Annotated in this window: 37 protein-coding genes and 1 CRISPR repeat array; of the genes, 13 read left to right on the top strand and 24 right to left on the bottom strand. The window is 26.5% G+C overall.

The window, feature by feature from the left end:
- The 5 genes from H3N56_RS02740 to H3N56_RS02720 are packed head-to-tail and all read left to right on the top strand — an operon-like array spanning position 1 to position 2,213.
- On the top strand, positions 1–408 hold the full coding sequence (locus H3N56_RS02740; RefSeq protein WP_185879727.1) for a hypothetical protein: 408 nt from the start codon (positions 1–3) through the stop codon (positions 406–408).
- Positions 408–1,052: a hypothetical protein gene (locus tag H3N56_RS02735; RefSeq protein WP_185879726.1), complete on the top strand. Its 645-nt coding sequence runs from the start codon at positions 408–410 to the stop codon at positions 1,050–1,052. The genes H3N56_RS02740 and H3N56_RS02735 overlap by 1 nt, the downstream gene beginning before the upstream one ends.
- Before the next feature lie 17 nt (positions 1,053–1,069).
- Complete coding sequence (locus tag H3N56_RS02730; protein ID WP_185879706.1) at positions 1,070–1,315, top strand: hypothetical protein; 246 nt, start codon at positions 1,070–1,072, stop codon at positions 1,313–1,315.
- An 11-nt stretch (positions 1,316–1,326) separates the two neighbouring features.
- On the top strand, positions 1,327–1,764 hold the full coding sequence (locus tag H3N56_RS02725) for a phage holin family protein (RefSeq protein ID WP_185879781.1): 438 nt from the start codon (positions 1,327–1,329) through the stop codon (positions 1,762–1,764).
- Between the two features lie 2 nt (positions 1,765–1,766).
- Positions 1,767–2,213: a hypothetical protein gene (locus tag H3N56_RS02720; RefSeq protein ID WP_185879724.1), complete on the top strand. Its 447-nt coding sequence runs from the start codon at positions 1,767–1,769 to the stop codon at positions 2,211–2,213.
- A gap of 69 nt (positions 2,214–2,282) precedes the next feature.
- On the opposite strand, the gene H3N56_RS02715 is transcribed toward H3N56_RS02720, so the two are convergent.
- From H3N56_RS02715 to H3N56_RS02705, 3 genes are all read right to left on the bottom strand, one after another.
- Complete coding sequence (locus tag H3N56_RS02715; protein ID WP_185879723.1) at positions 2,283–2,576, bottom strand: hypothetical protein; 294 nt, start codon at positions 2,574–2,576, stop codon at positions 2,283–2,285.
- A gap of 10 nt (positions 2,577–2,586) precedes the next feature.
- Positions 2,587–3,702, bottom strand: a complete 1,116-nt coding sequence (locus H3N56_RS02710; protein ID WP_185879780.1) for a hypothetical protein — start codon at positions 3,700–3,702, stop codon at positions 2,587–2,589.
- 177 nt (positions 3,703–3,879) lie between these two features.
- The gene (locus H3N56_RS02705; RefSeq protein WP_185879721.1) at positions 3,880–4,029 is read right to left on the bottom strand and encodes a hypothetical protein; all 150 of its coding nucleotides are present in this window, start codon (positions 4,027–4,029) and stop codon (positions 3,880–3,882) included.
- 422 nt (positions 4,030–4,451) lie between these two features.
- Positions 4,452–5,010: direct repeats of the CRISPR family, unit length 30 nt; unit sequence ATTTTAATCTGACCATAGTGGAATCTAAAT.
- A 295-nt stretch (positions 5,011–5,305) separates the two neighbouring features.
- Between H3N56_RS02705 and H3N56_RS02700 the strand changes: the two genes are divergently transcribed.
- Positions 5,306–5,584, top strand: a complete 279-nt coding sequence (locus H3N56_RS02700) for a hypothetical protein (protein WP_185879779.1) — start codon at positions 5,306–5,308, stop codon at positions 5,582–5,584.
- A gap of 59 nt (positions 5,585–5,643) precedes the next feature.
- Here H3N56_RS02700 and H3N56_RS02695 read toward each other — a convergent pair whose 3' ends face one another.
- From H3N56_RS02695 to H3N56_RS02610, 18 genes are all read right to left on the bottom strand, one after another.
- A complete protein-coding gene (locus tag H3N56_RS02695; protein ID WP_185879714.1) occupies positions 5,644–5,805 on the bottom strand; it encodes a DUF898 family protein in 162 nt (53 codons plus the stop codon).
- An 85-nt stretch (positions 5,806–5,890) separates the two neighbouring features.
- Positions 5,891–6,091: a hypothetical protein gene (locus tag H3N56_RS02690; protein WP_185879715.1), complete on the bottom strand. Its 201-nt coding sequence runs from the start codon at positions 6,089–6,091 to the stop codon at positions 5,891–5,893.
- 1 nt (position 6,092) lies between these two features.
- Positions 6,093–6,647 carry a recombinase family protein gene (locus tag H3N56_RS02685; RefSeq protein WP_185879719.1) on the bottom strand — a complete coding sequence of 185 codons (555 nt, stop codon included), beginning with the start codon at positions 6,645–6,647 and terminating at the stop codon, positions 6,093–6,095.
- Positions 6,648–6,858: 211 nt separating this feature from the next.
- Positions 6,859–7,218 (bottom strand): hypothetical protein, encoded by a 360-nt coding sequence (locus H3N56_RS02680; RefSeq protein ID WP_185879778.1) that lies wholly within the window; start codon positions 7,216–7,218, stop codon positions 6,859–6,861.
- Positions 7,219–7,445: 227 nt separating this feature from the next.
- A complete protein-coding gene (locus tag H3N56_RS02675; protein WP_185879777.1) occupies positions 7,446–8,015 on the bottom strand; it encodes a hypothetical protein in 570 nt (189 codons plus the stop codon).
- Complete coding sequence (locus H3N56_RS02670; protein WP_185879776.1) at positions 7,990–8,748, bottom strand: ImmA/IrrE family metallo-endopeptidase; 759 nt, start codon at positions 8,746–8,748, stop codon at positions 7,990–7,992. Before H3N56_RS02670 ends, H3N56_RS02675 begins: the two co-directional genes overlap by 26 nt.
- A 13-nt stretch (positions 8,749–8,761) precedes the next feature.
- The gene (locus H3N56_RS02665; RefSeq protein WP_185879775.1) at positions 8,762–9,070 is read right to left on the bottom strand and encodes a helix-turn-helix transcriptional regulator; all 309 of its coding nucleotides are present in this window, start codon (positions 9,068–9,070) and stop codon (positions 8,762–8,764) included.
- Between the two features lie 265 nt (positions 9,071–9,335).
- A complete protein-coding gene (locus H3N56_RS02660) occupies positions 9,336–9,602 on the bottom strand; it encodes an HU family DNA-binding protein (protein WP_185879774.1) in 267 nt (88 codons plus the stop codon).
- A 122-nt stretch (positions 9,603–9,724) separates the two neighbouring features.
- Complete coding sequence (locus tag H3N56_RS02655; protein ID WP_185879773.1) at positions 9,725–10,447, bottom strand: Fic family protein; 723 nt, start codon at positions 10,445–10,447, stop codon at positions 9,725–9,727.
- 79 nt (positions 10,448–10,526) lie between these two features.
- Positions 10,527–10,844: a nucleotidyltransferase domain-containing protein gene (locus tag H3N56_RS02650; protein WP_185879772.1), complete on the bottom strand. Its 318-nt coding sequence runs from the start codon at positions 10,842–10,844 to the stop codon at positions 10,527–10,529.
- Between the two features lie 25 nt (positions 10,845–10,869).
- The gene (locus H3N56_RS02645; protein ID WP_185879771.1) at positions 10,870–11,199 is read right to left on the bottom strand and encodes a nucleotidyltransferase family protein; all 330 of its coding nucleotides are present in this window, start codon (positions 11,197–11,199) and stop codon (positions 10,870–10,872) included.
- Between the two features lie 41 nt (positions 11,200–11,240).
- Positions 11,241–11,792: a hypothetical protein gene (locus H3N56_RS02640; RefSeq protein ID WP_185879770.1), complete on the bottom strand. Its 552-nt coding sequence runs from the start codon at positions 11,790–11,792 to the stop codon at positions 11,241–11,243.
- A gap of 34 nt (positions 11,793–11,826) precedes the next feature.
- On the bottom strand, positions 11,827–12,501 hold the full coding sequence (locus tag H3N56_RS02635; RefSeq protein ID WP_185879769.1) for a hypothetical protein: 675 nt from the start codon (positions 12,499–12,501) through the stop codon (positions 11,827–11,829).
- Between the two features lie 57 nt (positions 12,502–12,558).
- Positions 12,559–13,254 carry a ParA family protein gene (locus H3N56_RS02630; RefSeq protein WP_185879768.1) on the bottom strand — a complete coding sequence of 232 codons (696 nt, stop codon included), beginning with the start codon at positions 13,252–13,254 and terminating at the stop codon, positions 12,559–12,561.
- A 2-nt stretch (positions 13,255–13,256) separates the two neighbouring features.
- Positions 13,257–14,444 (bottom strand): replication initiation protein, encoded by a 1,188-nt coding sequence (locus H3N56_RS02625; protein WP_185879767.1) that lies wholly within the window; start codon positions 14,442–14,444, stop codon positions 13,257–13,259.
- A gap of 746 nt (positions 14,445–15,190) precedes the next feature.
- The gene (locus H3N56_RS02620; RefSeq protein WP_185879766.1) at positions 15,191–15,430 is read right to left on the bottom strand and encodes a hypothetical protein; all 240 of its coding nucleotides are present in this window, start codon (positions 15,428–15,430) and stop codon (positions 15,191–15,193) included.
- Positions 15,423–16,442, bottom strand: a complete 1,020-nt coding sequence (locus tag H3N56_RS02615; RefSeq protein WP_185879765.1) for a hypothetical protein — start codon at positions 16,440–16,442, stop codon at positions 15,423–15,425. The genes H3N56_RS02620 and H3N56_RS02615 overlap by 8 nt, the downstream gene beginning before the upstream one ends.
- Before the next feature lie 649 nt (positions 16,443–17,091).
- A complete protein-coding gene (locus H3N56_RS02610) occupies positions 17,092–17,307 on the bottom strand; it encodes a hypothetical protein (protein ID WP_185879764.1) in 216 nt (71 codons plus the stop codon).
- Positions 17,308–17,951: 644 nt separating this feature from the next.
- On the opposite strand from H3N56_RS02610, the gene H3N56_RS02605 reads away from it, so the two are divergent.
- The 3 genes from H3N56_RS02605 to H3N56_RS02595 all read left to right on the top strand — a co-directional run bounded on the left by H3N56_RS02605 (position 17,952) and on the right by H3N56_RS02595 (position 19,068).
- Positions 17,952–18,260, top strand: coding sequence for a helix-turn-helix transcriptional regulator (locus H3N56_RS02605; RefSeq protein WP_185879763.1), 309 nt, complete (start codon positions 17,952–17,954; stop codon positions 18,258–18,260).
- A 126-nt stretch (positions 18,261–18,386) separates the two neighbouring features.
- Positions 18,387–18,608, top strand: coding sequence for a helix-turn-helix domain-containing protein (locus H3N56_RS02600; protein ID WP_185879762.1), 222 nt, complete (start codon positions 18,387–18,389; stop codon positions 18,606–18,608).
- Between the two features lie 52 nt (positions 18,609–18,660).
- Positions 18,661–19,068, top strand: coding sequence for a hypothetical protein (locus H3N56_RS02595; RefSeq protein WP_185879761.1), 408 nt, complete (start codon positions 18,661–18,663; stop codon positions 19,066–19,068).
- On the opposite strand, the gene H3N56_RS02590 is transcribed toward H3N56_RS02595, so the two are convergent.
- Positions 19,065–19,373 carry a hypothetical protein gene (locus H3N56_RS02590; protein WP_185879760.1) on the bottom strand — a complete coding sequence of 103 codons (309 nt, stop codon included), beginning with the start codon at positions 19,371–19,373 and terminating at the stop codon, positions 19,065–19,067. The genes H3N56_RS02595 and H3N56_RS02590 overlap by 4 nt on opposite strands.
- 358 nt (positions 19,374–19,731) lie before the next feature.
- Here H3N56_RS02590 and H3N56_RS02585 point away from each other — a divergent pair, with 358 nt between their 5' ends.
- Positions 19,732–19,875: a hypothetical protein gene (locus H3N56_RS02585; protein WP_185879759.1), complete on the top strand. Its 144-nt coding sequence runs from the start codon at positions 19,732–19,734 to the stop codon at positions 19,873–19,875.
- Positions 19,876–20,643: 768 nt separating this feature from the next.
- On the opposite strand, the gene H3N56_RS02580 is transcribed toward H3N56_RS02585, so the two are convergent.
- Both H3N56_RS02580 and H3N56_RS02575 read right to left on the bottom strand, forming a co-directional pair.
- Positions 20,644–21,240 carry a hypothetical protein gene (locus H3N56_RS02580; protein ID WP_185879758.1) on the bottom strand — a complete coding sequence of 199 codons (597 nt, stop codon included), beginning with the start codon at positions 21,238–21,240 and terminating at the stop codon, positions 20,644–20,646.
- 564 nt (positions 21,241–21,804) lie between these two features.
- Positions 21,805–22,116, bottom strand: a complete 312-nt coding sequence (locus H3N56_RS02575; RefSeq protein WP_185879757.1) for a hypothetical protein — start codon at positions 22,114–22,116, stop codon at positions 21,805–21,807.
- 335 nt (positions 22,117–22,451) lie between these two features.
- Here H3N56_RS02575 and H3N56_RS02570 point away from each other — a divergent pair, with 335 nt between their 5' ends.
- From H3N56_RS02570 to H3N56_RS02560, 3 genes are all read left to right on the top strand, one after another.
- Positions 22,452–22,640 (top strand): hypothetical protein, encoded by a 189-nt coding sequence (locus H3N56_RS02570; RefSeq protein WP_185879756.1) that lies wholly within the window; start codon positions 22,452–22,454, stop codon positions 22,638–22,640.
- Positions 22,641–22,904: 264 nt separating this feature from the next.
- Positions 22,905–23,069, top strand: a complete 165-nt coding sequence (locus H3N56_RS02565) for a hypothetical protein (RefSeq protein ID WP_185879755.1) — start codon at positions 22,905–22,907, stop codon at positions 23,067–23,069.
- A 74-nt stretch (positions 23,070–23,143) separates the two neighbouring features.
- Positions 23,144–24,271, top strand: a complete 1,128-nt coding sequence (locus H3N56_RS02560) for a hypothetical protein (RefSeq protein ID WP_185879754.1) — start codon at positions 23,144–23,146, stop codon at positions 24,269–24,271.
- Positions 24,272–24,384 lie beyond the last annotated feature (113 nt).

Raw genomic sequence — 24,384 nt, 5'->3', positions numbered from 1 at the left:
TTGAACTCAAAAGAAAAGTTTTTGGACAGAAAAGGATTTAAAAGAGAATGTACTGTAGAATCAATGAAAAATAATCAAACTTTACAAAATGGGAATATTATAAAAGTCGCAGAAACTGGGTATTTTTATAACATAAAAAATACATCTACATCAATACCTTTAAATAATGGTTTATTTGCAGAAGTTAAGCAAACTATATTTTTACAAATAGTTACAAATTGTATAAATAACTTAACTAATTTAACTAGCTTATTTAATACACATAAAGGCACTATTGCCACTTCTTCTAAAGACGGTCATATGTCTAAAGAAGATAAAGTTGAAGTTGATAAAATAAAAGATAAATTCGGTAAATCTGGGGAAATGGTTCTAAATTTAAATGGATATGAAATCAGGGTGATTGAGTAATGCCTAAACTTCAATTAAAAAAAGATGGGATAATAAGACAAATAGAAGGAAGAAATTATGGTGCTAAAAATCAATTATCTATAAATGGAGATAGGTTTGATTTAACAGATAATATAGCACTTACAAATGGAAAACCAACATTAGAATTCAAAAAGAATGGAAAAGTATTTTATATAAGAGAAAAATTCAACAAAACTGACACTATCACAATATGCGCTAAAACACATAATCCAAGAGATAGCTCAAGAGTCTATAGAGTGGATAGCTTTTTAATCCCTTCAAGAGCTGCCAGTTTATCTAAATTAAAAATAGATGTAACTGTTTCTGATAGAAGATCACATCGAAATGATGGAGACAGAATAGCAAAGGGATATGTAGTTTTAGAAGCATTTTCTAATGGGAATAGAGTATTCAGCAAAGAGATCTGGAGAGATCAAACAAATGGCGGAGATGGTGCAAGTGGATTTGAAGCAGGAACAATATACAACAAAAATCTTTCAGATATCATAAATGATTATAGTCTTAACATTTATGACTTGTACATTAGTATCTACCTGTCAACTGGAGACTATCAAGCTCACGTTGATGGTGGAAAGCATAGATATCAAAGAGTTCATGGAATATGTGTAACAACTTATGATTAGAGAAAAAGGAGCCTATAATGAAATTTCCAATTGCAACAATAATTGAAAGAGTTTTAACAATTTTTGACAAGACTACTAAAAATGCAGAAAAAGACCAAGATTTTAAACAGTCAAAACATAAAGAATATGCCCCTGTTATTTCTCTAATTTCTTTAATAGTTTTAATTGTTTGTATCCTTAACTCCGTTTTTCCACAAATCTTCAATATTGATTCCTGGATTTATGATTTAAATGAAAAATTAATTAATTATATTTTATCATAGAGCTGATGATGATGAAAAATATACTAGAAAATTTAATAATAGACACGGTGAACCTTTTTAAATACCTTTGTTTAGGCTTTATTATTCCGCTTATAGGAGGTTTTGATAACGCTTTAGAATCTCTGTTTATTCTAACAGTGTTAGATGTCATAACGGGTATTTTAAAAGGAGTTAAAAATGGAAATGTTTTCTCTCATACCATGTATAAAGGATTTATTTTTAAGAAACCTTCAATATATATTGCAATAACTGTAATGTATCAAATTGACAAATCAGGAGCATTAAAAGACCTCGGATTTTCCCTGAGAGAAATGTTAATAAATGCGTGCATCATAATGGAGGGTATTTCAATCTTGGAAAACTTAGAAAATCTAGGTTTTCCTATCCCTACTCCAATTAAAAATATTTTAGCTTCAGTAAAACATAAAGAAAGTGTAGAAGGAGATTAGGTATGTACAAAAGTAAATATTTTAAAGTTAAAGAATTAGTATCTCCACAAGTATATGAAAAACTTGGAGACGATGCTAGGAAATATATAAGCGACAATATCTGGTTGTTCCTGGATACCTTAAGAGAAGATTTAGGGGTTCCTGTATTAGTTAATAGACCAAGTCATGGGATAACACAAAGAGGGCTTAGAACAACTTTAGATAGCATTGTAATAGATAAAGTAAAATCAAACAAATTATATTTAAGTGCCCATGTACTGGGGAGAGGTGTAGACTTTGAAGTTCCTGGAATGGATATAAAAAAGGTTTACGAGAAAATTATTAACAATCAAGAAAAGTATTATATGATTACAAGAATCGAGGATCCAGAAGTGACTCTAAAAAAAGGATATATCCATGTAGATGATATACACACAGACAAAAATGGAATATATATTTTTAAACCTTAAAAAAAATAAAAGGCTCCTCAAAATAAAACTGAGGAGCCTTTTTATATTATGAAAATTTACAATTATTATTTATATTCTTCCGTTGATTCTATAGATATAAAATAACCCTAAAGCTACTATAATAAAAATTATTCTACTTACCCATGTTTCAGCCATCAATATACCTGTAACATGTTGAAAATAATCTAGTAAAGCCCAAAATGCAAACATAAATAATAAAGCTACAAAAAATAATCCTATATCTGGTGTTGAAAATGGAGCCATATAGCCAGTTGTTAAATATGTATATACAACAAATCCTAAAACTAAAAGGAAAGCTGGTATAATGTATTTTATAAATATTTTTTTGAAATCAATTTTCATCAAATCCCCCTTACTTTATATCTGTATTTTTCGGCATTATTATATTATTTATTGTAGGATAGATTTTTTCTCTTTTTTCTAATTCAGATTTGAATCCCTCTTTTGTTGCATATATATCAAGCCCCATATCTTTAGTAAATTGCACTGTTGATTTCAATGGTGTTAATCCTATATATTTTGTTGGTTGCAACTCTCTACCAAAACGACTAACTTTTACATTTTTTATTTTAATCGTAAATAAAATTCCTTCGCCTTTTATATTTTTTAATGCTTTATATCCGTTTATAACTTTTCCACCTAAATCAAAAATAGAAAATGCAAGATTTCCAATGTTATATATATCTTCTCCTAAATTATTGCTTATTTCTATAGATGGATTTCTATATTCAATCCAATCTTTTATAATATTCCCTAGAGGCTTATAAAACCAATCTCTAGTTATATTAAAACTTCCCATCTTATCTGGGGTGCCTTTAGCTACAAAATAAACATCTGCTACAAATTCAGTTATCATCCCTGTCGTATGTGCTATCAGTATAAACGATACTGATAGAGGATTATGTTTTATAGTTTGACTAATTCCAATTGTTGCCGCTAAGTTACTGGTACTCATTAGAGTTTTACTCCAGTCCATAGGTAAAATAATTAATTCGTTAGATACATCTTTAATTTCAATATTTCCAACATAAGAACTTAAACTATCGGCTCCTGTTTCTCCTCTGCCATCTAAAGGTTGTAATTTATATTGTCTTATAACTACATAGAACATATGTTTTCCCTTATTAAAAAACTCTATATAATCAGCTACAAATCCATTAAATACATATTCTCTAATGACATAGCCGCTTCTGACAATTTTTATATTAATTCTTTTTAACCATTCTATTTTATCCCCATTCGTTCTGCACCATTTATTTAATTTTAATATATTTTCACCGTTTATATCATCCCCGTGTCGAATATATCCTTTTATAGCAAAAATTCCATGCTTTAAAAATATCTTAATATCTTCTATATCTATTTGTTCAAATAAAATTGTATCATTTTTAAAAAGTGAATTGATTGTTATTTGTGTTTTTGCGGTCTCATCTTCATAATTATAAATTTCAATAGTCTTATTTTTCATACCGAGACTCCTAAGTTTGTTTTTCTATATTTTATCTAAAAAAATATAGAATCGGCAATATAAATTTTAAACAATAATTTTGGGGTCGTAAAATCGATTTTAAGGTCTTTGCAAAAATATTTTCAACCAAATATATATAGGCAATGAAAAAATAGGACTAATAATCCCCTTTTTAATTTAAAATTCTATAATTTCTCTACTTCTATAAACTTCTTTTCCATCATTAACGGCTGTTATTGTTTTCACTTTGTAATTACGTGTCTCTTTGTTATTACAGCCAGTTAATAATAATATAAATGCTAAAGCTACAAAAAATGTTAATTTCATATCTTCCTCCTATTTGGATATAAATAAAATGTCAAAAAATTCTCTTCTTCTACTAATTCCTCTCTACTGTTTATATTTATATCGGTATATTTATACTCTATTAATAATCTAAATTCAACTAACGATATTTATACAACTCATAATAGTGTACTATGGTGATTTTTATTTCCTATATTCAACTTTACATTCAACAACATATCCATAATGATTTTGAACTTAAAATCATTATATCTATAAATAAAGTCCTGTCGACCTTAGATAACGACAAAAGTGCCCGTCATCGACAGGACCCTATAATAGCCTATATTTAATACTTTCATGAAAATAACAACTAAAAAATGTTGATAATCTGTTTAAAATATTATATATCGACAAAAAGGGGGCTTCTATGCTAATATAATCATAGATAAATAGAAGCACCCATTTTAATCTGACCATAGTGGAATCTAAATTTGATTATCTTCATAATATCCGCAGGAGAATATTTAATTTTAATCTGACCATAGTGGAATCTAAATTCAAGTAAAAATTCATAATCTAAACCTTGGGCTATGTCATTTTAATCTGACCATAGTGGAATCTAAATAGAAGTATTATGATTCTATCTCTTACATAATTTATAGATTTTAATCTGACCATAGTGGAATCTAAATACCACGATATGGGAGCATATATTCAATCGTTTAAATTTTAATCTGACCATAGTGGAATCTAAATTTGTCAGATATACGCGTTGTCTCTCCTCTGAAATATCATTTTAATCTGACCATAGTGGAATCTAAATAACAAATGATGTAACAGCCTTAGCTATTTCTACAATTTTAATCTGACCATAGTGGAATCTAAATATGCGAAATAGGTGGAAATTCACTGAGATAATTTCAATTTTAATCTGACCATAGTGGAATCTAAATTTTTTAGTTAGCATAAATTCTCCTCAAAAGTTTTAACATTTTAATCTGATCATAGTGGAATCTATAATTTTGGGATCCTAATATCAATTTTAAGGTCCTTGTAAAAATATTTACAATAAATATATAGCCAATGTCGAAGAGGATTTTTTTAATCCTCTTTTTTAGTTTCACAAAATATAATTATTACAGATTAAAATATTTAAGCAGTATCAAGCCCGGCTAAAAAAACATAGTAAAAGTAATATTTAAAAGTGGAAATAACGGGACTAAATATGAAGGATCAGAAAAGGATCAGAAAAAAATTAATATAAATTTATTTATAAATGATATAATGAATACGATAGGAGCAGGGCAGTCAGTATATGATAAAATTTCAGATAGGTAAATTAACTTTTAAAAAATTTTTATTACATTGGATGGTTTCAATTATTCTAGTTGTAATTAGTTTTTTTTATATTCTTAAAGAAAGTAACTTGAAAGAAATACTGGTAATAATAAGTATCTTTTCAATCTTCCTAGGAATGTTAGGTTCTATCCTATTAATAGCATTTGTAAAAGAGGTTATAGAAGATATTAATAATAAAGATTATAAGGTTGTAATAGCTACAATTATATTTGCAAAATACTTTTTTAAATTATAAATGAAATTAATAGGGCCAACAAAAGAAGTTTGAATTCCTCTTTTGTTGACCCTTCCTTATTACATTTCCTCAATAGTTGTTTTATTAATCATGAACTTTATTAGTGAAAATATAAAGAATGGTGAAGCTAATCCAAACGTTATTATAATCAATAATGTCCAACCTAATATAAACAATAAACTATCTCCAAAACTCACATCACATTTTAATCTTTTAGACATATTCAACTCTCCTTTTATGTATCTAGTTACTAGATATATACTGTAATATATCAAAAGCTCCATCTGCAATAGTTTTGTTTTTAATTTATTTCTTTAAACTAAGTACTCGTCTTAATTTCCATTCATTGTTTATTTTTTCAAATACTTTTACTTCTCTATTTTTGTTTAATTTGTCTATTAACTCCTCTACTATTATATCTTCATCCTGTAAAGAATTTACTATTTTTTCAAATATTATCGTACCTTTATTTTCTAGTAACAAAATTCTATATTGAATCTCTTCCATATTAATCAACCTCTTTTTTTTGTAAGTTTAACCATTTGTCTAATGTTGGTCTTGAAATATTATAAAATTTTGCTACCTTTACTTTTTTAAATTCAAAATTTATCATTGTTTCTTTTAAATCTTTTGGTATCTCTTTTTTAGGTTTTTTATATTTACCTTTCTCTTTTGCTATAGCAATTCCTTCTCGCTGTCTCTCCAAAAGAATCTCTCTCTCAAATGTAGCTATCCCACCAATCACTGTCAACATAAGTTTGCCAGCAGGTGAAGATGTATCTATACTTTCTTTCAAACTTTTAAAAGTTGCTCCTTTAGCTGTTATAGATTCTGTTATTTCTAATAAATCTTTTGTATTCCTAGCCAATCTAGAAAATTCAGATACAATTACGACATCTCCTTTTCTTATAAAATTAAGCATTTCTTTAAGTTTTATTCTATCTGTATTTTTTCCAGATTTTTTATCTATAAAAATTTCTTCGGCTCCATTTTCTTGAAGCGATCTAATTTGTCTTTCTTCATTTTGATCTATTGTTGAAACTCTTGCATATCCAACTTTCACATTTTCTCCTTTTTATTTTCATTTTACATTTTTTGTAATAAATAGTCAATGACTTAAGTTACAAAGAGTAAATTTATACAAATTACAAAGTTAGTTTACATAACAACTATGTTTGTTTGATATGAGCAAAATAGGGTCTACCTTATTTTACAGTTTTCAATAAATTTAAAATTCAAAAAATAAAAAAGCGGACTAACGTCCGCTAAATTTTTTATCCCACACTTCTATAATCTGTAGTTTTTTTATAATATAAAGCTATATAACCTAATGTAAACATTATTTCATCAGTAGTATAATTATGATTTCTGTTATTTTTAGTATATCCTATTATATTCATAGCTTTAAGATATATGTCTTCAGACATAGTAGGATGGTATGTAATATTATTTATCACTGTTAATCCAGAAGCTAACACGGATGAAATAAATGCTAGATTTTTTTCTTTATCCATTAAATCTCTACAATGCTCTTCTTTTTTCCCCAATTTAGAACTGTAACTTCTTAAAAATATAATTATTTCTTCTAGTGATTTGCTCTCTAATTTTGTAACAACATTTTTATATTTATTCAATAAATTCTCCTTCGGCGTCTTGCCAAATAAATGAGAATATGGTATTATAATACTAGTTAAAAATCATAATACTATATTCCATAAAAATAAAAAGGTATAAATCGGCAAATTTATACTATCCATAATAATATATGTAAATCGGCAAATTTAAATATATTATTAAATCAATTTATGTAAACAGCATTTTGCTGGGATTTCTATAACGTCCTTTTAGTTGAGGGCTATTTTTATTTTTTGTACATGTTTCCATGATATTCCTTAACATCCATTGAAGGAAGCCTCCTTTTTCTTTTTATCATTTCTTTTTTTATTACTTCTAATTCTGGAAAATCTTTCAATTTATTTTCATAAGCATTACAAAGAACTTCCATTGTTGTTATATTTTTTATCTCATCTTGTTGTACAAAATATGCAATATCACTTAAGTTATTACTGGCAGTATTTACAGTGAAAATAGCTTTTTGATGAATTGCTAATGCTACCATTTGTAATTCTCCTTCACCTATTTCTTTTCTAAATTGCCCTCTAAAATCTTTCCTTATTTTTTCCATTAATTTAGCTTCTTCTGAATCAACATTTATTGTAAGAATTTTTAAATGACCATTATCAATCATTTCATTGAATTTGTTATATACGTGATTTCCTAGTCTTGTTCCTTTTAATGCTTCAAATTCTACTCTTACTGCATCGGGTACATGCATTCTTTTTCCATACATTGCTACCAATAACTGTTCTTCCCCCACCCATAGAAAAGAAGATAAAAAATCATTATCACATATAATCTTCGATTCTTCCATCAACTACCACCCCATAATCATTTTCATCTAAACCAAAAACAACATCTTCAAATCCTCCTTCTAAAAGTAAAGCCTCATATTTCCCAACTGTTATTTTTTCATTTTCTAATGCTTTTTTTACCTCTTCAACATAATCTGTTTTTGCACTAAATTCTTCTTCTGTAACATCATATAAATCAGTAAATATTCCATTAGAAACGGCTAACTCTTTTGCATTTAATCCTATATATTCATTAGCTTTTTCTTTTGATAGCAATTTTTCATTTTTTTCTAGACGTACAATTGTAGCCAAATAACTCATTTTAAAATGTGCAGAAATTTCTATCACATCATCTGGAGTTAAACTATCTTTTTTTCTAGATATTTTCTTTTTTTCTAAATAATAATCAAGCGCTGCTTCAGGCATTATAAAGTATGATGCGAATGTATTAGCTCTAGCTTCTTTTTCTTTTTCATATTTATCCAAATCTTTGTCGTACATCAAGTGATAGTATTCATGAGCTATTGTAAAATTTTGTCTTCCTATACTAAAGCTTGTATTTACCAAAATCGCCATAATTCCATCTGAAATTCTACTACAAATTCCAGATATATCGACTGGAATTCTTTTTTTTATAATTGAAATTCCAGTTTTTTTAAAAATTAAGTTCTCTATACTTTCTATCGGATCCAATAAACCTATTCCAAGATTTATTCTAGCTTCAACAGCTAGAAGTTTTTCATTTCTATTCATCATTACCTCCTCTTCATTCATTTATCTTTTTTATTTCTGAAAGATTCATAACAAATCTATTTAGCCAAATTACCTGATTGAAATTTTCTTCTGAAATATTATGCTTTCTATAAGCTACTTGAATTTTTCTTTCATAGCTACCTTTTTTTAAATCCTCTGACTTGATTCCTAAAAAATTAAGTAACTTTTGTAAATTTGTTACAGGAATTTCTCTTGTATTTGATTCATAGTATGATACCATCTCTCTTTTTACACCCATAATTTTTGCTACCTTTTCCTGTGTTAATCCATTACTTTCTCTTATTTTTTTTACACTGTTCATTACTGTTCTCCTCCTAGTTAACAATATTATTAACATATTATTATTATACTTCCCTGTTACTAAAAAATCAAGTTTTTTTTATTTTTAAACATTTTTACGTAACATTTTAATAATATATGTGAGTCTTTCTTTTAAATTATTCTCAAAAATATACTTTTTAAAATTAAAATATCTAAAGTGTCATCTTTTATATAAAAAAAAGCTCTTTAGCCATAGACTAAAAAACTTCTGAAATATAGATAATAAAAAAATTATAAATCAATGTTTATTTTACTGACTTTTTAACCAATCCTTTTTCTGCTTTAAATTTAACTCCTTTTTTCTCAACCTCTTCTGTTTTTAGATTTCTATAAGTTCTTGTTGCTTGAATTACAACTTCAAGTTCTCCAAATCCTCTTATTGACAATTCTTCTCCCGTTTCTAAAATATCTTCTAATGTTGAGAATAGTTCACTCATTAATTTTTCAAATTCTTTCTTTCTATCTATCCCCATGTTCTCTTGATGTAAATTAATAAATTCTTGTTTTGTCATTTTACATCACTCCCATTTTTAAGGCTATTTTACATTTTCTGTAGCCAAATAATTTATATATCTACCTTTTTATTTTTTCAATATTATTATTGGTGAATTCTTTTTAATCAACTCCATATAATTTACTGACTTTTTTTCATATCTTTTAATTTTTTCTCAAAATCTAATAAATCTTTATTTTCCTTAATATTAAAATCAATTCCATCAATACATTTATTATAAATCATTTCTTTTATTCCAGTCATATCATTACTTTCGTAGAACTTTACCAGTTCATTTCTAAAATTCTTTTGCTCTTCAAGAGGGATAGAAATAATTCCTGCTCCATTATGTATCATTACTTGATTTGCTGCTAACATAGCAGTTCTTTTATTTCCATCATAGAAAATTTGACTTCTCATAAGGTAAAGCATTAAGGTAATAGCTTGATCTGTTGCATTTTCTATTTTTTTTATTTCTTCTAAATCTTGTTTAATCTTAACTTCATTTGGTATTTCTGGAATCCACTCTGTTCCACCCATCTTCACTTCAGATGTTCTCATATATCCTGGATAGGGAGTAACATTATCAGATCCTACAATTTTATTAATCATACAAATATATCCAAAGTCTATCGGATAATCTGCATAATCTATTATAAACTCCCATGCTTTCTTTAAATTAATAATTACATTAACATCTTTTATAATCATATCTTTTGCTACTAAACCATCAAAAATCATTTCTGTTTCTGGAAAAGTAACTGCTATTCCTTCCAAATTTGCACTTTTCCATATTGAATCAACAATATTTCTTTTAGCTAACATAATATTATCTTTTCTTGACATAATATATTTATTTTTCATTTTTTCTCCTCTGAGTCTAATCTTTTTCTAATATTTTTTCTCCAATTTCTATATCACTAGATACTTTTAACAATCAAATTTATTTATCTTCGTATAATAAATATCCATTTTCTAATATTTCACTCTCTATCGTATAATTTTTCTTAGAATTTTCTATAAATTCTAACTCATTATTTATAATTACATCTTTAGGAAATCTAATTCCTCTTAGGGCTTTTAATCCTCTTCTTATTTCACTCATTTTGTTATTATACTTATCTAAAATGACCATAATATCCAAGTCACTATCTTCGTTTGGAACTCCCCAAGCATAGGATCCAAAGATATATATTTTTTTAGGATGAAATTCTGCAACTAATCTATTTTTTACTTCTTCTATTTCCTTTAGATTTATCATGGAATTCCTCCTAATTAATTTCAACTTAAATATATATAACACTCGCCATTATTTTTTTTTGAATTATTTCATTATGTTTTTTTGCTAATTCTGTTTTGTAATTTCTTCTAAAATGGCTCGTTGTTAACAAATCAACTTTTTTATTATACAGTTCTTCTAAGAAATATTTTACGTTACAATAATTTCCATAAATATCTCCTTCTGGATTTAATTCTAAAAGTATATCTATGTCGCTATCCTCTGTTGCCGTTCCTTTAGCATAGCTTCCAAAAATGCCTATTTTAAAGGCTCCTAACATTTCTAATTTTTCTTTATTATCTTTTAAACTTTTTAAAAGTTCTTCTCTTGTTAACATTAGCCCTCCTTATTCTAACCTACCAAATAATTTCATTAATTTTATCCTTTAGGTGAAACACCGTTAATAGTTTTTGTTACTAAATCATAAATTTTATTTAATTTTCCATCTACTTTATAATATTCAATTAAACACAGTTTATTTTTAAAAAAGATGAATGAAGGATTTGGTTTTTCTGTATTATAGATTTCATATCCAGAATATTTTTTCTTAAACTTTCCGTTAAAAATTGCAGCCCTTTCTTCAGGAGATCTTTGTATATGATTTGCATACATGGGCTTAATTATTATTTTATCCTTAGACAATTCATTTGTTATCCTAATTCCCTCTTCTTCAGTATCTCTATCATAGAATAAAGTTGATTTATTTTCTAATTCATTTGTTATTTTGTATTTAATATTAAAATTTTTGTTATCTACTTTACTTCTCCACTTAAAAACTTTTTCTTTATCGTTTAAAGTATTTTTACTTACTTCCGTTATTTCTATTCTTTCAACTTCTTTATTTTCACTTTTATTTGATACCATTAAAGCTATAGATATACAAATAATAGCAGTCGAAATAATTTTGCTGATAGCTTCTAACTTTCCCATTTTTCTCTCCCAAAAATTATGATTTAAAAACAACCTAATTCAATATTTTATCTATTTTATCCAAATATTTCTGTAGATCTCTTTTTTTCTTTTCATCTAAAGTTTCTATTTTTCTATTTATCTCTTTTGAAAAATTTAAATACTTAGGAATATGATTAAATATCTCATCTCTTTCCTCTATTAAATTAACTGTTTTGAGTTCAACAATACCTTGTGAATCTATATACTCTATAATTTCTTTTGATGTCGCACCTTTTTCAATCAGCTCTATATATTTAGTTTTATCTTCTTCAGAATAAAGTATATCTATATATTTTTGTGGCATTATTGCTATTGTTTCTTTATTATTAATCATTGAATATAATTCATATCTTTTTCTATATCTTAAAGCCGTCTTTTTATTTATATCATTCAACTGAAGCCATTTTTCATATAACCCCTCATATTTACTTCCAGATTTAGATAGTTTATCAAAAACAGATGTAAAAATCTCTCCTAACGAAATGGCATTTTTTATTTGTAAGTTAATTAAAGATTTAGTCTTATCTACCAATAATTTACTTATTTCATTATCATCTGACAATTCTCTAATTAAATCTAAATTTATAATAGAGTCTACTTCATAAGTATATTCTTCTTCTTTTTTTACGTTAGGCTTATCAATGGAATTTTGAAGCATATTTTTTATATCTAATCTAACTTTACTCACCGAATTTCACTCTCCCCAAAAGCAAGGGACAAGTTGTCCCTTGCTTTTAAATTTTCATTAAATTACTTTAAGTATTTCTAAAAATATCTTTTGCACTTTAGTCGCAAAAGTATTATTATATTCCCAAATAGTTTTTTTATTTTGAATCATCAATTCTATAAAAGATAAGTTTTCAATAGGATCAGTAAACAATATAGAACTCCCTTCTAAATCACTTTTTAAAGCTGTATAATTAGCCTTCTGAACCGCTGATGTTGATTTATACCTATTAGTTACTATTGCTTTAACTTTACTTACGTCTATAGTCTTTAGAAGCTCTAAAATACTTTCTGTTGTTAGTTCGTCAGCATAACTTGGGATTATAATATAATCAGATAAATTAAGGAATATTTCATCAATTTTTAATGTTGGAATACTATCTATCAATATATAGTCAAATTCATTTTTTATTCTTTTTATAAACTCCACCACTTCTTTTAAAAACTGATTAGAGAATTTAACATCTTCTAAGGGAAGAAAATATAAATTACTTCTCAATCTAAAATATTCTCCATCTTTTTTTAAAACCTCTGCTTTAAGTCCTTTCTTAAAAGTTTTATCTCCTTTAAATAAAAAATTGAATACATTATTTTGTGGATCAGATGTTAGTATCAGAACTCTTTTGTCTGCATAAGCTAATCCCGCCGCTAATTGGGTAGTAATAAAAGTTTTTCCAACTCCACCTTTATTATTTTTTATGGATATTATTTTCAAAATTATTCACTCTCCCTAATTACTTTTAATATTAATTTTTTTTCAGAAGCACTAAAAAACTTTTCATACATAGAATTCATTTTATCTGCTCCAATTTCTTTTAAAAATAAATCTTTAGCTTTCTCCATTATTGAAGTTTTAATCTCATCTGGCATATTTAAAAACATTTTATATATTAAATCTGATTCTTGTTCTTCAGACTTTAGCGTTTCTACTACATTTTCAAGTTTATCTTCAATTTTTAATATTTCAATCTCTTCTTTATTTATTTTTATTTTTATTTGAGTTTCTTTTGTCCCTGATTCAATTATTTTTAAAAAATAACTGAAATTTGGCACTTCTTGTTTTACTGTTTTATAGGCGTAATGTAAAGCTTTAATTAAATTATCTTCTTTAAATTTTTCTGATAATTTATGGATGTTTTTTTCTGTAAAAATATCTTTTAAATACCTATTCTGTTTAGCTTTATCTATGGCTTTATTTAGTTTAGAAGATATTTCAATTTCTACAATCTCCGCTATTTCTTTTTCTTTATTTCTCTCCCAACTAAAATTTATATTAGTTATTTTTCTGCCCGTTCTAATTTTTTCTATTTTTAAGTTTTTAAAACAGTGTGGTAACTCTTCTTCCAAAGGTTTTAAAACTCTTTTATTAAAATTATCCATATTATAACTTATTGGAACTCCTAGAATTTCTCTTAAGTTTTCTATTTGAAAATCTATGCTTTTAGTTCCTTCCCATTGTTTCAATAATTTAAAAGTATTTTTTGAATAAACACTTTTTAAATTTACAAAATCTAATAAATCAAACTTTGTATACATTTTGGTCAAATCATTTAATATATTTTTAAAATCTTCATTTACTTTTACAGATACAACTTTATTTTTTTTATTTATTTCATATCTATTAAATAAAACAAATCTAATAATTTTTTCATCATCTTCATATTTAAAATTCAATTCAATTAACTTTCTATAAACTTGATCTAAATCTTTATAAAACCTTTCTAATCCTCTATGTTGATAATTAGAAAGCTCTCTTAATTCATCAAATTCTAATGTTAATTCATCTGTTCCATATTCTTTTAATTTAAAGCAAATACTAAAAAAAAGATCTAATTCTTTTTCTTTAAATCCTGCAAAAGAAACATTATTCATTACATTACTATACTTAACTTCTAAGCTTTTCATCAACACTCCTTTTCTAAATTTTCATATTCAATATTAAATATACCACAGTGAAACGTACTTGTAAATATATCGGTACGCTTTAATTGTTACAAAATGTACGTACATTTTGTATAGTGAAAACTTAAAATACAAATTAATGCCTGAAAACATTATGTTTATTAACTTATTTTTAATTCAACTATATAATTATTTCTATTTAAAGATATTTGTTACAAGACGTACGCTATATGTTACAAGATGTATGGGTATTTGTTACAAGATGTACGCTTCATTGTTACAAGATGTACGCTTCATTGTTACAAGATGTACGTTTTATTGTTACAAGATGTACGCTATACCCCACTTTTAAGCATTGATTTTACTGGCCTAGATGAATCCTAAAGTATTTAAAGTTATTAAAGTTATAAAATTTATATTTAAAGAGTTTTATTTTTTTATTTCTATAAAAACTAAAAATAATTGGTTTGTTTATTTCAAAGAAAACTTCTCTATCAGAATTAATCATTTAATTAAATCAGAGAATTAGTTTTTTAATTATGTTTGTTAACTTTTCATTTATTGTCAAAATAATTTCAAGTTGATTTACCCTTAAATTATTCAATGTTATTAATTGCTCCATATTTTTTCCAATAATCTCAAACATTGATTAAAAACGTTTTTAACGTCATCTAAACACATTTAACAATAAAACATCCATTAAACATCTATGAAGTTTATTAAAAACGATTTTAAAGCGTTTTAGACACCTATTCAAGTAACTTTTGAATCACTTCTTTCGATATGTTTTCAATATTTTCAGATTTTTTTATAATTTCATTCACATTAACAATAGTTTTAACATTGCTTAATCCACGCACTTCTTTTTGGTAATATTCCCAATATGTTGTGCTTTTAAGTTCAGCCAAGGTTTCAACTCTCGCAATTTTCATATAGTCTTTAGCTATAATTTCAATATTAGTTTGTATTTTAAGGTTTCTTTTAGGCATTAATACTCCCTTGAGATTTTTGTAAGTTATAAAATTCTGCTCCAGCTTTCATAGTTGCAGAACCTAATCCTAATCCCATATCTTTATATTTTTGAATAAGTGTTTCTAATAAAGGATCCATTTTTGAATTTGAAGTTCCATTTAAAATTTCAACTTTTACTTTATTTTGTTCAGATAAATATTTTTTAGTTTTTTCAATTGATATATTTTTAGCTGCTATAAGTTCTTTAGTCTCGATAGTATTTTGTTTATTAACTTTCTTTTCAGGATATTTATTTTCTCTAATTCTTTTACCATTAGCAATTAACTTAGCTATAAGTCCTAAAGATAAATTTTGTTTAATTCCGCTAGCATATGTTTCTAGTAAATAATCTTGTATTTGTTTTTCAGACCAATTCTTTTCTAGTTTTCTAATTTGCTTTTGAATATTTGTTTGATAATCAATTCCAGAAATATTATCAATTAAAAATTTCTCCCATTTGTCTTTGATGGGAAACCCTTTTTTATTTGTTCCAAGGTTGTTTTTGGAAATAGACATGTTACATGTCTTATTTACATAAGTATTTTTACATGTATAAGTATTTATATATGACCCCATTTTGCGACGGTCGCTAATTGGGGTTGTCGTTGGCAACGATGATGTCATTTTCGCATTGTCGTTGGAACCCTTATTTTTCAAGTATTCCTCTTCAATTTCTTTGATATCTAAATCAGAAAATGGAACTTCATTTAAGAAATATAACCATTCAAAAGTTGATTTTTTACCAGGAACACCTCTTTTAATTCTAAATAAATATTTGTTTGTTTCTAGCTCTTTAATTAATTTTTGAACAGCATAATAACTTTCTTTTGTATTACTTGCTATTTCGTCCATATTGAACTCCCATTCCTCTGGTCTAGAAAGCATAAGTCCAATAAGTCCCCTAGCTCCAAAAGTTAAATCAGAGTTTGTCAGGAGTTGATTGTTAATTTGCGTAAACTCTTTTTTAGTCTTGTTAAATATTTTAGCCATTTGATCCCTCCTGATTGATTTTAATTTTTCAAATAAACTCTTAAAAAATTAAGAACTTATTAAAAAAATCTAAGTTATTTGAAGCATATTTTTGAATTTGACAATATAAATTAAAAAATTTATAATAATGGTGTTAAAAGCAGTGATGACCTGGTAAGTCGGAGCGATTAACAAAACTCGGTTAAAAGTGTGTTTATATAAAAGAAGTCATCTTTTAATATAAGGTGACTTCTTTTATGTTAGGGATTTACCACCCCTTTCATAAAATACACTTTTTAACCGAGGAGGCTCTCTTTTTGTTTAGTTTCGGATTGAAGATAAATAAGGTGTATGGTATATTAAACATGAGTTTCTTTTGATAAACATATCTCAAAATATGGATTTTTTAAGTTATTGTGAAGTGGGTAGTCCTAGCTACTCACTTTCTATTTTTTGGACATTTTGTTTCTCGAAGTTCATTTCTGGATTGTAAATCAAAATAATATATAGTATACTAGGGACAAGCTTGTTTATAAATGTGTTGAAATAGGGTGTTGTAAAATTGTAAGAATGGGTAGTTTTAGCTACCCATTTTTCTATTTTTTGGATACAGAAACTATTGTAAAAAACACTATGGCCCCGTAAATTAAATCAGCTATTATAATATTCATTATTCGTTGAATCCTAGCTTTTTAAAATCAAAGTTCAAGTTTGTTACTGTATTTGGAAATTGTAAGTGACAAACTTCAATAGAATAATTTGAATCACAACATGTCTCGCTTTTTCTTTCTTCCAGCTCTTTTAAAGCTAATTCTTCAGAAATGGAAGCTATAATATTTTGTCCCAAAAATTTTAGTATATATATTTCTTTAGCGATTATTTTCATTATTTATCAACTACCATTGCTAGAAACTCCTTAATTGAAATATTAAGTGTCCCAAGCTTTTTCTCAATAGTTTTACAGTCTTTTAAAAATTGTTCTAATTTCATTTAAATTCCTCCTTGTGTTTTGGAGAAACCTATAGTAATATATAAGTATTATTTTTTATTTTGTTATTATGACTATAATAATTATAATAACTACAGGTTTCAGGTTAAATGGGCAGTTCCGAGCTGCCCATTTTTCATTTTTTGTAAAATTCATTTTAAATGTCCTTTTTCGCCAAGTAATCATAAAGCTACTCTCAATCTTTCAATTAAGTTAAATTCTCCGTTTCAAAAGTAATGAATTCATCAATTTTATGTAGAGTTAATATACACGATATTTAATTTGTTGTAGTTAAACATTTTAAGACCTCCTATATTTTATAATTATTTCTAAAAAGAAATTATTATATTTTTATTTTTAAACATAAAACCTTTATTTAATTGGGTTTATACGCAATTATATTTCTTTATAGAAATAAAGTCAACAAAAATTTCTTTGAAGAAATATTTTTATATTGATTATTCCTATAAACCCTTATAAAATAAAGGAATGTGGAGTGTTATAATTTTTAAAAATTTCTTAAAAGAAAAGGAGAATAGGATATGACAAAAATAGGTTTAGCTATAGAAAAAGTTTTGGTAGGAAAAAAGATAACTCAAACTGAGATATGCTCAAAAGTTGGGATAACACAAGGGTTTTTTAGTGGAATAAAAACAGGTAAAAAAATAGGAAGTGAAGAGACTATTCAAGCGATTATTGATGTCTTAGTACTTACTAAAGAAGAGGAAAAAGACATATGGAAAGCTTGGAGTTATGATAGAGGTCATAGAGAAACTATGGAGTATTTTTTTAAATTAGAACAAGAAAATTTAAAATTGAAAAAAATTTTAAAAGAGATAAAAGATATATAAAATAAAGGATTTTATATGCTTGGAATAAAAATTTAATATTTTTATATTGACAAAACTCACTATTAATTATATCTTTATAGTAAATATATTATCTTTAAAGAAATATTTTTTATGGAGGGGATTTTTTTGAATGTAAATATAAATTCAATTATATATAAAAATATAAATTTATTTATGAAAAGTAAAGGAATTAAACAAAAAGAACTGAGTGATAAATTAGAAATTAATCAATCTGTTTTGTCTAATAAATTTAGAAGATTAAAAAATTATGATTCAACAATAACTTTAAAAACTATATCGGAAATAGCTAGAGCCTTAGAGGTTGAACCATGGGAATTATTAAAATAGGGAAGCAAGGGAATGGCTAACTCAAAATGGTGGGTTTTTGGGAGGTGATTAAGTGAGAAGTGAGATTTATTATTGCCCTAGGAAAGAAATAACGGCTCCTAATGGAAGAAGTTATATTTTTAGTGAAACAGAATATTTAATAGTGGTGAAAGAATTTAATGCCACTCTAGAGGTGTTTCCTAAATATGATCCAATAGGAAAAGAAATTTACAGTCCTTGCATTAGAAAGGAACTTGCAGACAAAAAAATAATTGAAGATAGAAAAAGTAAAATTAAAAAATTAGAAAAAATTATAGAAAAAATAAAAAAGAAAAGAAACAATATATTAGAAATATTTCCGCTTGAAATTTTACATGGAGGAGAATATTTTGAAATGGACAGATGGGATTATTATCTAAGAGGAAGAGAAATTAGAGCAGAAATACTTTTAAAAAGCATTTCCAGCTCTACAATAATTTAGCTTTGTTTATTTAGTATTTTCAACCTATTTTCTTGATTATTGTAACTTCGAGACTTGCAGTTATCAAAATTAAAACCATGAACTTTTTTAAAGTTATCGAAAGTTAAATTTGCAAAGCAATGAGGACATAAAATATGGTCTGTTCCTAAGTAATAGTTTAGTAGATCGACATAGCTACTAAAAACAACAGAAGGTTTAAGAGGTGGGAGGACACAATTTTCTCCATTCCTATCTTTTAAATGAATAATTTTATTTATCCCATCTACATATATAGCATCGTTAGCATTATAATATTTTTTAGGCATTTAATATCTCCTTGAAAGTTATAGTTTTATTCCTTGTCGGGTAATTTAATTATAATTTCTTGTAGGAGCATCCGCAATAGTTTTAGCGGATGGAAAGTTAGAAAAGATAGATAAAATATATTATATAATAATGGAATTTACAGATGGATTAAGGATGGCAATAGGATCAGGGAAGATACAGTATTTATTAGAAGGTTTGAATGAACTTATGAAAAAACCTTTTTAAAAGTTAAGGTTGAAATATTGAGGGGTAATAGCTCTACTATCTTCTGTGGAACCGTTGAGAAAAGCTGTGCAGTTGGAGTTCTATTTAAAGAATTAGAGTAAATTATAATTATTTAGCATGGAGGTGTTGTAAATGAATAAATTTTTAAACGATTTAGAAAAATTTACATTGAAAATAAGAGAATTACAATTAAAAAATGAAACAGAATTGGTGATAGAATTTATGAAAAATTATAACTGGGAAAGAATAACTTTAGAAAAAAGAACCGATATATAAAAGGGCTAGATTCTATAAAATCTAGTTTATGTTTTTAAAATTTAGAATCGTAGTTTTTAAATGCGTTTATAGTTGCCTCACAAGCATATATGTTAACATCTGCAAAAGCTTGTAAATGAGCAAATCCTGAAGATAAAGGAAGTTCTTTTGTCAAAGAAATTGTAGCTTTGATAATATTGTTTTCAATAGTGTGCTCAATTATTGGATAACATTCAAATTTTTTTATAAAATTTTCGATACATTTGTTTAGTATTTCTTGATTAGTTTCGATAATAATTCCTCCTTAAAAATCTAGCCCAATATATTATAACGTTAAAACAAATAAAGAACAAGCTTAAAGAGACAATTTAAGAAAAAGTCTCTTAGTTAAAAGCTTATCAATTTATCAAAAAAAATTTAGGAAATTTTTTTAAAGATTTAAAATAGATTACAAATAATATTTTTCTAGCGGAATAGAAGCTAGAGTGACTGTTGGATAGGAGGTCAAATTGTGAGCTGGGTTTCATTTTACTTATTATGTAGTGGAACGGGTTATATAAGTCGGGAGATTCTGGGTAAAAATGCACCAGATAGATATAAAGACGTTAGCGTTAAGGAAGCTATTAAAGATATGATATCACGGTTATTTACGGGAGCATTAGCTAATTATGTAGCTTGGCTTTGCCTGAAGTACTCGTTGCCAGAATTTATCAAAATAGTACAAGTTTTTTATTGTTAAAATGATGAAAAAAGAACCTGTGTACATACAGGTTCTCGAAGAGAAAATTATTATTTAAACGCTGATCCAAACATCAACTCACGATTTTTTAACATAGCTTCAATATCATTACCTCTTTGTCTTAAATAAGAAAGAATAGTTGGTGTTTCAGCAATAAGTTCTTTCAAACCGTAAGTTTTTACTTTGTTATTAACTTTAAAATGAATCTTCCAATTTTCAAAATTTGTATTTTCAGGAATATCTTTAAAAACAATTGAAAATTTATTGGTAAAATCAAAGTTTAAGTTAATAACCCTACCGAAATAATCAGTGAAAGAAGATAGATAATTATTTTCAGAGGATGCATCAACAAAAAGATAATCATTCATCCCAAATGCTTTGGGTGGTTGTGAAAAAGTCCTTTGAGAAGCGTAAAAAATTATAGAGTCTGGTGACTCAATAAAAATTTCATTAATTATCATAGGAGCTCTATCGGTTTGTAGTTCGAGTTTCAAAATAAAAAAATTATTTTTTAAGTTCCAAGTAGGAATATTGACGATTAATTCGTTGTTAGCTAAAAAAAGTTCAACAACTTTTGTCACAGCTTTGTCTCCAATAATAGGAGTGACCATGCTAAGGAACGGTTGTAAAATATCAACCATGTTCATATGACCTCCAAAATTTTATTTTTTATTCCTTGTCGGGTAATTTAATTATAAATTTTTGGGAGTATATATAAAATCCGTTTATGGATAAAAAAGGCTTAGAAGCTAAATTATGAGAATTATTTAAATATTATCAATAAATTTGATGAAAAAACCTTTTTAAAAGTTAAGGTTGAAATATTGAGGGGTAACAGCTCTACTATCCTCTGTGGAGCCGTTGGGAAAAGTTGTCTGGTTGTTTATTTAAAATCAAAAGAGGAGAACTTTAGTTCCCCTCTTCATTGGATGCTCTTACAGTAATAACAATAACCGTCAGCATTAATAATCCGATGGTTTTTAGTTATAAGTTTTTTTACGAAAAAAAATTAATATAAAATTATATAATAACCCCCCGGCTATCGAGTCTTAATAAGACGATATGACTATACCTCACTAATTTGAGAAAAGCAAGTTAAAAAATAGCAAAAAATAAATAAAAGTATTAAATAAATAATATTTTACTGAAAATTGTGTGAAATTAATATTTAATAGAAATATTTAAATGCCAAACAACAACTGGGGTTCTACCTAGTCATAGGATAAATTAGAATCACAATATAGACTAGCATTACAGAAAAATTTATTTTTCTCTTCTGAGTATCTGAATTCAAAAGTTGCAGAAAAAATATTGTTATGAATTTTAAATTCAGTTTTTCTTATTTGATATGGAAATTCAATTTTTTCTAAGGTTCCAATTTGGATGAAGAACTGTTCGTAGATTTCTTGAGGCACGCTGATTAAATGGGCACCAGCTACAAATTTAGTTCCTTTATAGATAACTTCTGTATATAAAGGTTCATCTTCTTTCAACCATGCAGTAAAAGTGTATATATCATACATAGTAACAACCTCCCAATCAAATGAGTTTGTTGTTTGGCAATCACATTATATCTTTTTGGGAGTGCATACACAATACTAGAGAGATTAGATCTCTTACAAAGATTATCAATGTCTCCTTTTCAGAAGAAGAACATGCAATTGGTAGTCTTTGTTGGAGAAATCCAAAAAAAAATTAAGAAAATTGTAGCTTATACTAATTTCGAGACGTTCCCTCACATGAGGGTCATATGCGAAACTAGGAAGGTGTATATTTTTTTATACATGTTAGTTCGAGTCTAATATTTCGTATCCCCATAGTGCTACTTAATTGTAGCACCACCCCTAACTTTAGAAGGATGGTGATTGGAATTGTTAGAAATTTATTATTGGAAGAGATAATAGAAGAATTGAAAAGACTAAGAGATAATAATATGAAGATAAGTATGAAGCAACTTCAAACTTATTGTAATGAAAAAAAAGTACCATATCCAGTACTTTTTAGACAGATTAATATAGAAAATTTATGGAAAGTGATTGTTAAGTGAGTTTATATTCCAAGTTTTCTAGAAATAGATTTTACAGTTTCTAAAAAAATTGAATTTAAAGAATGAAAAAATTCTTCGAATGAATTCAGGATATGAATATCATTATATTTAACAAGTACATAGATAATGAGTAGTAAAAAAATAATTAAATAATTGCGCATATTAGTCACCTCGGTGGATTTATTTGTTTTAGAATATTTATATATTACTTTAATAACTCAAAATCTACAAATTTTATCGAACGAGAATAGGAGAATAATGAAGATGGAAAAGGAATTGAGATGTGAAAAATGTTTGAAGCTTCTTGGAAAATTCAATGAAAAAGGAGAACTTGTGATAACTAAACCGAAAGGGATAGTTAAACTTGGAAAAGAAGGACAAAACATACTTGAATGCTTATGTGGAAAAAAAATGAATATAAAACTTTGAGACTCAAGAAGTCCTGGATGGTAGAGATACTATTCAGGACTTTTATTTATATATAGGGAGGTGGATATGGATGAATGATTGGGTTAGATAGAGTAGTAATGAAAACTGGAGTAGTTAGAATGGATGCAGATAGATTAAAAGTAAATATCTTAAAGAAATTTAACTTAAAAGATGATATCCATGCCAACAATATAGAAAAAATATATATTGGAAGAGAGAACTCTAATCCAATTTTTAGATATATAAATTGGGTCAAAGTTGTAAAAAAACTTGGAGATAAAATAAGTGATCGTTGCTACTTAGAGGTAGAAATAAATTACCCTAAATATTTTGAAAAAACAAATTTTCATCTTGTAACTAATCAATTATATAAGAAGAAGGTTGATTTTGATATAAAGCTTCTTCTTGCGGATTTACTTGAAACGGAAGCAGAAACTGTAATATTGGATTATTTAGAAATTGAAGTGGCAGAGCAGCTTCGAGTTAAGATATTTTCGGATTTTAACAATGCAATCTACTTCATATTTAAAGCTTTATGTAACGGAGGGTTTAAAACTGATTCAAAATGTCTCTATGGAGATTATTCCAGAGCGTTGGATAGATTTTATTTAACAGGATTTAGTTTTAAACTTTCTAAGGGACTAAATTTGAAAGTATACAACAAGACAATAGAAAACAATAAGAATAATACAGATTCTAAAGTTTTAGGTGGAGAGTTAAAAACTGAGCTGACTGTAACAGCAACGGTATTGAAGACAATGTTGGCAACTACAAACGTAGAGGAAATTACTCTTGAACGCTTAAGAATCGGGATTAGTAAAAAATTAGAAATATCCATAAAACAATCAGTAATAGATCAATTCAAAAATGATGAAAAAGAGTTGATAAAAAGGTTGAGAAGCCTAGAAAGAATAACACCTAAAAATATGGAATTATTTGTAACAGAGAATAATGAGTGGATTTTTGATGCTGATACATTTAATTGCATTCTGCACAAAGAAGTAATAAAGAATAAAGCGGAGTCAACATCGAAAAGATGTCAAGCTGCATCAAAACGTAAATTAACATTGCTAGGATTATCAAATAGCCCCAAAAGAAATAATATTAAAAATGTAGAGAGATTAGAGATTTTTCTTAAAAATTTGTTTGGAATAACTTTGAAAATCAAACAAAGTAGAAAGGAAAGAATTCTAATTTCTTAACGTCTAAAAGTATCATAAAAGTGACACTTTTGAGGGGGGTGAAGTTTAACAACCTTCAATAGAATCAAGGGGTTATATGTAATTTGCTCGCGCGTAATAAGTGTGAGGCTAAA

The sequence above is a fragment of the Cetobacterium sp. 2A genome, from assembly GCF_014250685.1.
In the GTDB taxonomy this organism is placed as follows: domain Bacteria; phylum Fusobacteriota; class Fusobacteriia; order Fusobacteriales; family Fusobacteriaceae; genus Cetobacterium.
Note: the sequence above shows the minus strand (reverse complement) of the source record. Positions and strands in the feature narration are given on the sequence as shown.